The 7,777-nt window shown below is 46.9% G+C and carries 9 protein-coding genes and 1 tRNA gene; 2 read left to right on the top strand and 8 right to left on the bottom strand.

Annotated features, from left to right (window positions below; genetic code table 11):
- A partial coding sequence (locus tag AC1DUA_RS22755; RefSeq protein WP_477501943.1) for a hypothetical protein occupies positions 1-204 on the top strand: 204 nt, incomplete at its 5' end.
- Here the strand turns inward: AC1DUA_RS22755 and AC1DUA_RS22750 are convergent.
- Both AC1DUA_RS22750 and AC1DUA_RS22745 read right to left on the bottom strand, forming a co-directional pair.
- Positions 179-334, bottom strand: a complete 156-nt coding sequence (locus AC1DUA_RS22750; RefSeq protein WP_477501944.1) for a VanZ family protein — start codon at positions 332-334, stop codon at positions 179-181. The genes AC1DUA_RS22755 and AC1DUA_RS22750 overlap by 26 nt on opposite strands.
- Before the next feature lie 94 nt (positions 335-428).
- Positions 429-716 (bottom strand): hypothetical protein, encoded by a 288-nt coding sequence (locus AC1DUA_RS22745; RefSeq protein WP_477501942.1) that lies wholly within the window; start codon positions 714-716, stop codon positions 429-431.
- A 190-nt stretch (positions 717-906) separates the two neighbouring features.
- Between AC1DUA_RS22745 and AC1DUA_RS22740 the strand changes: the two genes are divergently transcribed.
- Positions 907-979, top strand: a tRNA-Ala gene (locus AC1DUA_RS22740).
- Positions 980-1,860: 881 nt separating this feature from the next.
- Here AC1DUA_RS22740 and AC1DUA_RS22735 read toward each other — a convergent pair.
- The 6 genes from AC1DUA_RS22735 to AC1DUA_RS22710 form a co-directional block, all read right to left on the bottom strand.
- Complete coding sequence (locus AC1DUA_RS22735; RefSeq protein ID WP_477501941.1) at positions 1,861-2,721, bottom strand: prohibitin family protein; 861 nt, start codon at positions 2,719-2,721, stop codon at positions 1,861-1,863.
- 320 nt (positions 2,722-3,041) lie between these two features.
- On the bottom strand, positions 3,042-4,835 hold the full coding sequence (locus AC1DUA_RS22730) for a metallophosphoesterase (protein ID WP_477501940.1): 1,794 nt from the start codon (positions 4,833-4,835) through the stop codon (positions 3,042-3,044).
- A gap of 19 nt (positions 4,836-4,854) precedes the next feature.
- A complete protein-coding gene (locus AC1DUA_RS22725) occupies positions 4,855-5,178 on the bottom strand; it encodes a hypothetical protein (protein ID WP_477501939.1) in 324 nt (107 codons plus the stop codon).
- Positions 5,179-5,207: 29 nt separating this feature from the next.
- Positions 5,208-5,861, bottom strand: coding sequence for an extracellular solute-binding protein (locus tag AC1DUA_RS22720; RefSeq protein ID WP_477501938.1), 654 nt, complete (start codon positions 5,859-5,861; stop codon positions 5,208-5,210).
- Positions 5,862-5,875: 14 nt separating this feature from the next.
- Positions 5,876-6,973 (bottom strand): ABC transporter ATP-binding protein, encoded by a 1,098-nt coding sequence (locus AC1DUA_RS22715; RefSeq protein WP_477501937.1) that lies wholly within the window; start codon positions 6,971-6,973, stop codon positions 5,876-5,878.
- A 1-nt stretch (position 6,974) separates the two neighbouring features.
- A partial coding sequence (locus tag AC1DUA_RS22710; RefSeq protein WP_477501936.1) for an ABC transporter permease occupies positions 6,975-7,777 on the bottom strand: 803 nt, incomplete at its 5' end.

Raw genomic sequence — 7,777 nt, 5'->3', positions numbered from 1 at the left:
TATTCTAGATGTAAACTGGATCTAACAGGAAAAGAAAGGAAGGTGAAACGAATCATGCAACCATCCAACTTATATGTATCTGAGAAATTAATGCAATGGCAGCAGCACGAATTGGAAGTCGAAGCTCGCGAGCTTTGGAAATTCAAGTCCATCAAAAAAAGAAAAGTGTATATGATGATTACAAGTTTGTTCTTCTTCGTCTAATCGCAGCACGGATCCCGAGAACCGCCAGTACCAGAAGAACAGCCAATAGTGCTCCTATTGAATCGACGACCACGTCAATCGCATGACCTGTACGACCTTCAATGAACGTTTGATGCCATTCATCGGTCACCGCATACAAAACCGGCCATCCATAGGACGGCAGCAATTGCAAACATATAAAAGTAAACTTTGGAAGAAGTTCGTGTCATGAAGAAACCATCCCTCTACGAATTCATTTTCTTGCGAATGCTAAATAACGCAAAAAACTCGATGACCATCAAATTCACCGCCGACACCCCATAGAACGCCATCCCAAACATCATGCGGAACGGATCCTCCGTTACTGATTTCCACCAGAATGCTGCAGCCAAAGTCAATATCATATTTAAGGCTGTCGTTATCCAAAAAGAGAATCCCAGCCGATTCGTTTTCCGCATTAACCACACACCGATTACAAACGGCAACACAAAAGCTATTCCCAAGTAAACCCAATATAAGACCCCGTTTGACACTCTTTCGTCACTCCTACACGATCAACTAGTTTCTGTTACTAGGTTAGCATGAAAATGTGAATGAAAACAACGTTTGGCACCGTTTGCAACAGAAACTTCGCAGGCACAAAAGACAATATGAATTATCTGCACAAAGGGCTTGCCTGCTTCATATATTTCATGTATAATACGAAAAGTCGACGTTATTTGAGGGGCCTTAGCTCAGCTGGGAGAGCGCATCGCTGGCAGCGATGAGGTCAGGGGTTCGATCCCCCTAGGCTCCATAGAAAAAGAAGCATCACAACCATTCTGGTTGTGGTGCTTCTTTTTTTGGAGCCATGGGGGGAGAACCCCTCAGGGTTCGCCCGCGCGGACGGAACGGATGGTAGACTTCGTAGCTTTGCTTCAAGTGTAGGAGCACGGCGTCTGAATCTACCGCTAAGCTTGGCTTCGTCGAATTTGCTTCGTCAGCCATTTAAATCGGGATTCATACATCCCCCTAGGCTCCATAATAAAAGAACCGCGGTCCTTCGGGATCGCGGTTTTTTGTATGGAGCCATGGGGAGAGAACCCCGCTGGGTTCGCCCGCGCGGACGGAACAGATGACTARACTTCGYAGCTTTGCTTYGAGTGYAGGASCACGGCGTCTGAATCTACCGCTAGGCTTGTCCTCGTCGAGTTTGCTTCGTCAGCTATTTAAATAAGGATTCATACATCCCTTAGGCACCATATTATTAGTCCACCATTGGTGGGTTTCTTTCACGCAATAATTATCTAACCTTAAGCTTGATTTAATCTTCCTTCGTTATTCTAAAGACCACCCCACTGTTAGAGCATAAAGAGAATTGGACTTACAGCCCTAGAAAGCTGTAGGTCTAATTTTCATTTTCATGATCAAGGAAAAAGAAAAAGCCGCTCATTTGAGCGACTTCTTGTTATCGAGGACAGTTATATTTTTGCTTCCACATTTGGGACAATAGGATACTTCGCTTTGTTCAATATTTTCAATGTAACCTTCTACGTCACAATCGCGGCACGATATTGATACCACTTTGTTTGAGTTTTCCATTTATCTCTTTATTCCTCCGTTCTTCTTAGATGCATTATCTCACTTAATATCCAAATTCGCCATCCTTGGACTCTCTCTTTACCCAGAACACCTTTCTCATTTTCCATCAGGTACTGGTGTTTTGCTCGGTAACATGTTTATCAAAGATCCATTGCCCCAAGCATTAGGAACATCGCCTTTCCACGTTTCAAGGAATTTATAATCTACCAAGTCAACAGTAATTGACTTTGCAAGCTCTAGGTTACCCTTTGCTTTTTGTTGAGCTACATATAGATCTGCATCCGCTTTTGCTTTCGCGGCTGTAGCATCTGCTTCTGCTTTTACTACGTTTTGTTGAGCATCGATCTTAGCTTTATCTAAATCGTTCTGAGCTTTCATTGCATTTTGAGCTGCAATTTGTTTCTGCTCAATAGATTGATTGAATGCATCGGAGAAAGTGAAGTTAACAATTGAGATATCCCCTACTTGAATGTTATAAGCCTCCAGGGATTTCTTTAATAACTCGTTTGTTTCTAATGCTACACGCTCACGTTTTGAGATTAACTCTTCTGCACTGTACTTTGCAGTAACCTCTTTAAATATTTCCTGCACGTGAGGACTGATTACTTTAGAGTCAAAGTCTAAACCAACGTCATGAAGCAACTTGTACGCTAGTCCTTTTGGAATCGTATAGTTAACAGCTACATGACTATGTACAGGTTGTAAATCTTTGGATGACGCCGCTGCATCAGATTCTGATTTAGCCACTTGAGTATTGACTTCTACAATACTTGAAATGAACGGCCATTTCCAATGAGGCCCCGGCTCAAGCACTGTTGGACTAACACTACCTAATGTTTTTCTAAATCCAACATGGCCATTCTCTACTGTACTAAACGCAGATAATGTTATAAGAAGTATAGCAACTCCGCCGACTCCGTATTTGATTGCTTTTCTTACATTTTCACCTTTTTCCATTTAGGCGCTCTCCTTATTAGTGAATTAATAAAGCAATACCTGTCACATTAAAATTATGCGATTTTCAACTATCTCATCACCAGATCAATCATCTCTTCCATCGACATGAGCTTCCATTCGAATTTATCATCCGGGCTGTCATCTAAAGTGTGACCGTATTTCCCTTACGCTTTTAACGACTGGAGCAGCTTGCTCTAAACTTTCAGGTAGTGAAACAGATATACTGGGAAGAGCAAATCGTTGGCAACTATGAGGTCAGTGGTAGAGCAAAAAAGAAAAAATACCGCATCCCCCATAAGGGCAATGCGGTATCTCATAACTCATTTTCTATTCCACACGGACCAAGGAATCCTAACAGATTCCCCATGAACAGCCGATGCATACTCATAGAACCGGCGAATGAAATCCAACCTATCCATGGCAGGCCCGTACTTATAGCTGTCAGCGGGATTAGAATCGCTCATGTCCCGCCCGCCTATCCGGCGGTGACGGTTCAGGTAGTCATCCAAACTAATCTTGCCGCCATGGCGAAGCATGTCATAAAGCAGAATGAAAGTAGTAGCTCGTCCCACGCCGCCACGGCAATGGAAATGGAGCCACACTCCCTCCGGAAGTGCGTCGAAGAATGCCACGAATTCATCGACGACCGGATCCAGCGGCCGGTGATGATCAGTTACCAAGAACCGGGCATAGTCCATACCTTCGCGCCTAACAAGCTCACCTTCCGAAAGAACCGACTTGTCATTCCGTACCGGTTCAACGTCTATAGATTTCCCTTCAAATTGCTCGAATTCTATGATGGGCAAGTTGTTCAGTTCCGCTAGCAGGCGACCCTCTCTGAGCAAAACATCCTCGCGGGATATCCCTTTATTCATCGCGTTATTTGGCGCGTACCAGCTAATCGCCTTGCCATCAACGAAGCCATGACATTCTTGGCGCATGTCGACAATAACGATCGGCCAGTCGCCGATTCGCTTCTTCATGGCTCGTAACCCATTAAGGGAAAATTGTCCACTAGCCGATGCGTTCAATTCCCGGAATCCGCTAAGGTCAGGAAGGATGGTGTCTCCATCGCGAAGCGGATCCGTGCTCATCCGAAACCGCTTGGGCAGCTCATCCAGACTATCGACGTCCACAATACGCTTTGGTGTGGGCAAGGTCAGATCATTTCGCTTGCCAAACGGATCCATGTAAGCAGCGTGGTGCACAGGTGGATGAGTCAGAACGGTCCCATCGTCCAAGCGCTGGTAGGTGTCGAAGCCTCGCTCCCCTTCTTTCAGCATGATGACTCTCGCCCCTCGGGCAAAATCCTCCCGTCCCTTTCCATACCCGCTTACCCTGGAATAGCAGAGCCGTATGCCGTGCAAGTCTCCGAAGAAATCATTATGATGGTTATGTCCGACAAATGTCCCCATCACATCGCCCATTTCCACCATAGCCGAGAAAAATCCCGAATTGATTTTGGGACAAGATACGTTGGAGTTCTTAGTCCCGTAACAAGTTTTGAAATCCCAGATCTCGTTATACTCCGGAAGAGGAATATGAAAGAAAGCCAAAGCAGGAAGCGGCAGGCCCTTGTTCGTGTTGGTCCATCGGCTGGACTGTTCGAGATACCAAGCGATCTGATTCCGGTGAATCCAGGCGGATCCCCCGAACGGCAGCTTCGTTTTGGCACCGGAATCCAGCATATAGAGAATCGCTTCCACCTGTTCCGTTTGACTGCCATGGATGCCAAGCATATAGTTGGATACCCCTTGAATGGAAGATGGCCCGGATACGAAGAGACTATTCGGAAGGTGCCCCAGCAACTCCGCCAAACGCTCGATATCGATATCAATTTCCCAATCGTGATTGCCAAATACAAAAGCCCAAGGAATTCCGCTTGCTGTCACCGAAGCTAAGGCGCTTTCGAAAGCATGAAGGGGGTCTTCTGTTTCCAGTTTGTGAACAAGGTCTCCCGTTATAACAATCAGATCAGGTGTTTCTTGTACGATCACTTCCTCGATAAAGGCTTGCGTCCGCTGATCTCTCTCGTCTCCGTTCCTCCAATGAAAATCGGTCAAATGCACAATCTTAAACGTCCCGTCGGGTCTAAACTTTAAAGCTTCTGTCATCTAAGATGCCCCCTCTGTTTTATTGCTGTTTCAACCAAAACTCGGATACCTTTGGCGAGGCTTGATAGAAGGCTTCCGAGTCATAAGGCCACAACTTCACTTGATCCAGCTCCACTGGATTATTCTGTTTAACATCCGTTCTAACCAGCCATGCTCCCTCTTGAACAAAAGCTTTTAGTCCTTCCGCTTGCCCGTCGGCTCCGCCTGCCATCCAACGTAGCAATAATTTGGCCGCGTTCGGATGGGTCGCATTTTTCCCCAAGAATAAATAAGCCGGATTAACAACCGAGAGTCGGGGGTTGATCTGATACGTCATGGTCGCCGCATATTTCTTCTGTTTCACCGTTTGCAGATCATCACTGTTCCCTATCGCTACGTTATGAAATCCAACTGCGGTCCCCCTTTGGCTGGATCGATCATCAACACACGGCCTTTCCATTCCGGCGTGGTGAGATCCCACCAATTTGTAATAGGCGAAGTTTGGAAGACGTCTGTATTGTACAAAATTGACTTGAATTGCAGAAAGCTCACATATCCCATAGCCTTGTTATAAGGCTCTGCCAATTTGCTGGCGATATCTGCCGGGATAAAAGGCACGAACGCTCCGCTATCCACCATCTCATGTTTGATAGCACCGCCATTTTCTTTGATCAGGATGAAATCCGCGTTGTAAATACCCGCTTTCTGCTCTTGAACGACTTTATCCATTAAGGCTTGCGTGCCCAAACTGAATACTTCGACCTGGACACCGGGATATTGCTTCTCGAACGTGGCCTTCGCTTGATTCGTTACCCCAGTTGACGCCGTATAGACTGTGACTTTCCCTTCCTGCTTCGCCTTCTCGYACAATTCAGCATCGGTTTCCACGCTTGGCGTTGGTGTAGGGGCAGTCGTTTGCACAGCGGTTGAACTGCCCTGCTCGACCGTTGTTTTGGGAGCGGTACCACAGGCCGCAGTTGTCAGAGACAAACCTAGGGTGAGGGATAACACAATCCAGCTTTTGCTCGAACGGATTCCATGTTTCATGAATAAATGCCTCCTTAAGTGCGGGCAATAAGCCTGCCCGTCTCTTTTTCATATATATTTACTTTCGCTAATGCCAACGTCATCCAAACCTGATCGCCTTTTCGAAATTCATTCTCTCCTGTTGCCTTCATTAGCATGTCTAACCCTTGGCTGGTGACAAGCTGGACTAACGTCTCTGCGCCTGCGGGGAGAACGGAGCTTATCGTGCATGAGATCCCTCCCTCGACGGGTTCGGAAACTACCTTGATATCCTCCGGATAAATGGCGAGCACTACCTTGCCTGCATAAGCTTGACGAGATGCAAGCTGCATCGTCCCCAGCTTCGAATCCACACGCAAGCTGCCAGCTTGATATGTGCTTACTGCCTCGATGAAATTTAACATGGGATTTCCTATAAAATCGGCAACTCGCAGCTCAGCGGGATAGCGGTAAATGCGATGCGGCTCGTCTACCTGAACCAAAGCGCCCTCGAAAAACACGGCGATTTTCGTAGACATCGTCAAAGCCTCGACTTGATCATGGGTCACATACACGATCGTCGTGTTCAGCTCTTCATGGAGCCGTTTCAACTCAGCTCTCATCTCCAATCTCAACTTGGCATCGAGATTAGATAACGGCTCATCCAGCAGCAGGATACCCGGCTCGGTCACAATCGCCCTCGCAATCGCTACTCGCTGCTGCTGACCGCCAGATAGCTCGGAGGGATACCGATCGAGCAGATGAATGATTTTCAGCTTGTCCAGCGCCTTCTCTACTCGTGTTCTGATCGCGTCCTTCGGGATCTTGTGCAGCTTGAGCCCGAAGGCCACATTCTCATAAACTGTCATATGCGGCCACAAAGCGTAGTTCTGGAAGACAAGATTGAGTCCCCGCTTCGACGCATGAACGTAATGATGGGTGCTGCAATCGACGACGGTTCGATCGCCAATGGTGATAATTCCCGACTGCGGATTCTCGAGCCCGCTAATCAGGCGTAACGTAGTCGTTTTCCCACAACCGGAAGGACCGAGCAAGGTCATAAAGTCTCCTTCCTCAATGACGAGGTCCAGGTTGTTCAGAATAGGTTGATTGTTAATGGACTTACGGATTTGCTTTAACTCGATTCTACTCATCTTAACCCCCTATTCCCTTCGTCATATCAGCTTTGAACCATTTGACCGCCATGAAGTAAAATCCTAAGATAATCGCAATAATCAACAACACGCTGGCAGCCGAATATTGCGGATAACCTTTCTCGGCATAACTGAACGTTAACGTGGTCAACGTGCTTGTCTTTGGCGTGATCAACATAATAATCAATTCCATTTCCTTCATGGTGCCGATAAAGGAGATTAGGAATACGCTAACTAAGCTTTTGCGGCTAATCGGGATGATGATTTTTCTAAAACGTTGAAACCAGGAAGCCCCCTGAATAGTTGCCGCCTCTTCCAGCTCCCCGCTGATCTGGAGCATGGAGCTAGTTCCGGCCCGAGTAGCGAATGGCAATTCATTCACTACACTGATCAGTACTACGATGCTCAAGGTTCCATATAGAGCCGGGATGGGTGGATGCGGTTTTGCGAACATAACCAAGAAGATGGAGGCGAGCGAGATCCCCGGGATCAGATAAGGCAGGAATGACAATTGTTCAATGGCTCTGGTCAGCCATAATGTTCTTCTTCTGGCGATGACATACCCTAGCAATAGTCCGATCAAGCCGGTTACGCAGGCCGTCATCAAGGAAATTTTCAAAGAATTGGCAAGCGCCTTCCAGATCTGGTCGCTTCTCAGAATCCCCGCTAATCCGTTGGCCAGCTGCGGCTTCGCCTCACCGACCCAGTAGTGCAGCGTCAGATTCGACAAACTGTAATTCCCATTTTCCAGCATGAAGGATTGCCAGATTAACAAGAAGAGGGGAATCACACCACTGATCAGTA

The sequence above is a fragment of the Paenibacillus sp. 01T422 genome (assembly GCF_056398785.1).
Note: the sequence above shows the minus strand (reverse complement) of the source record. Positions and strands in the feature narration are given on the sequence as shown.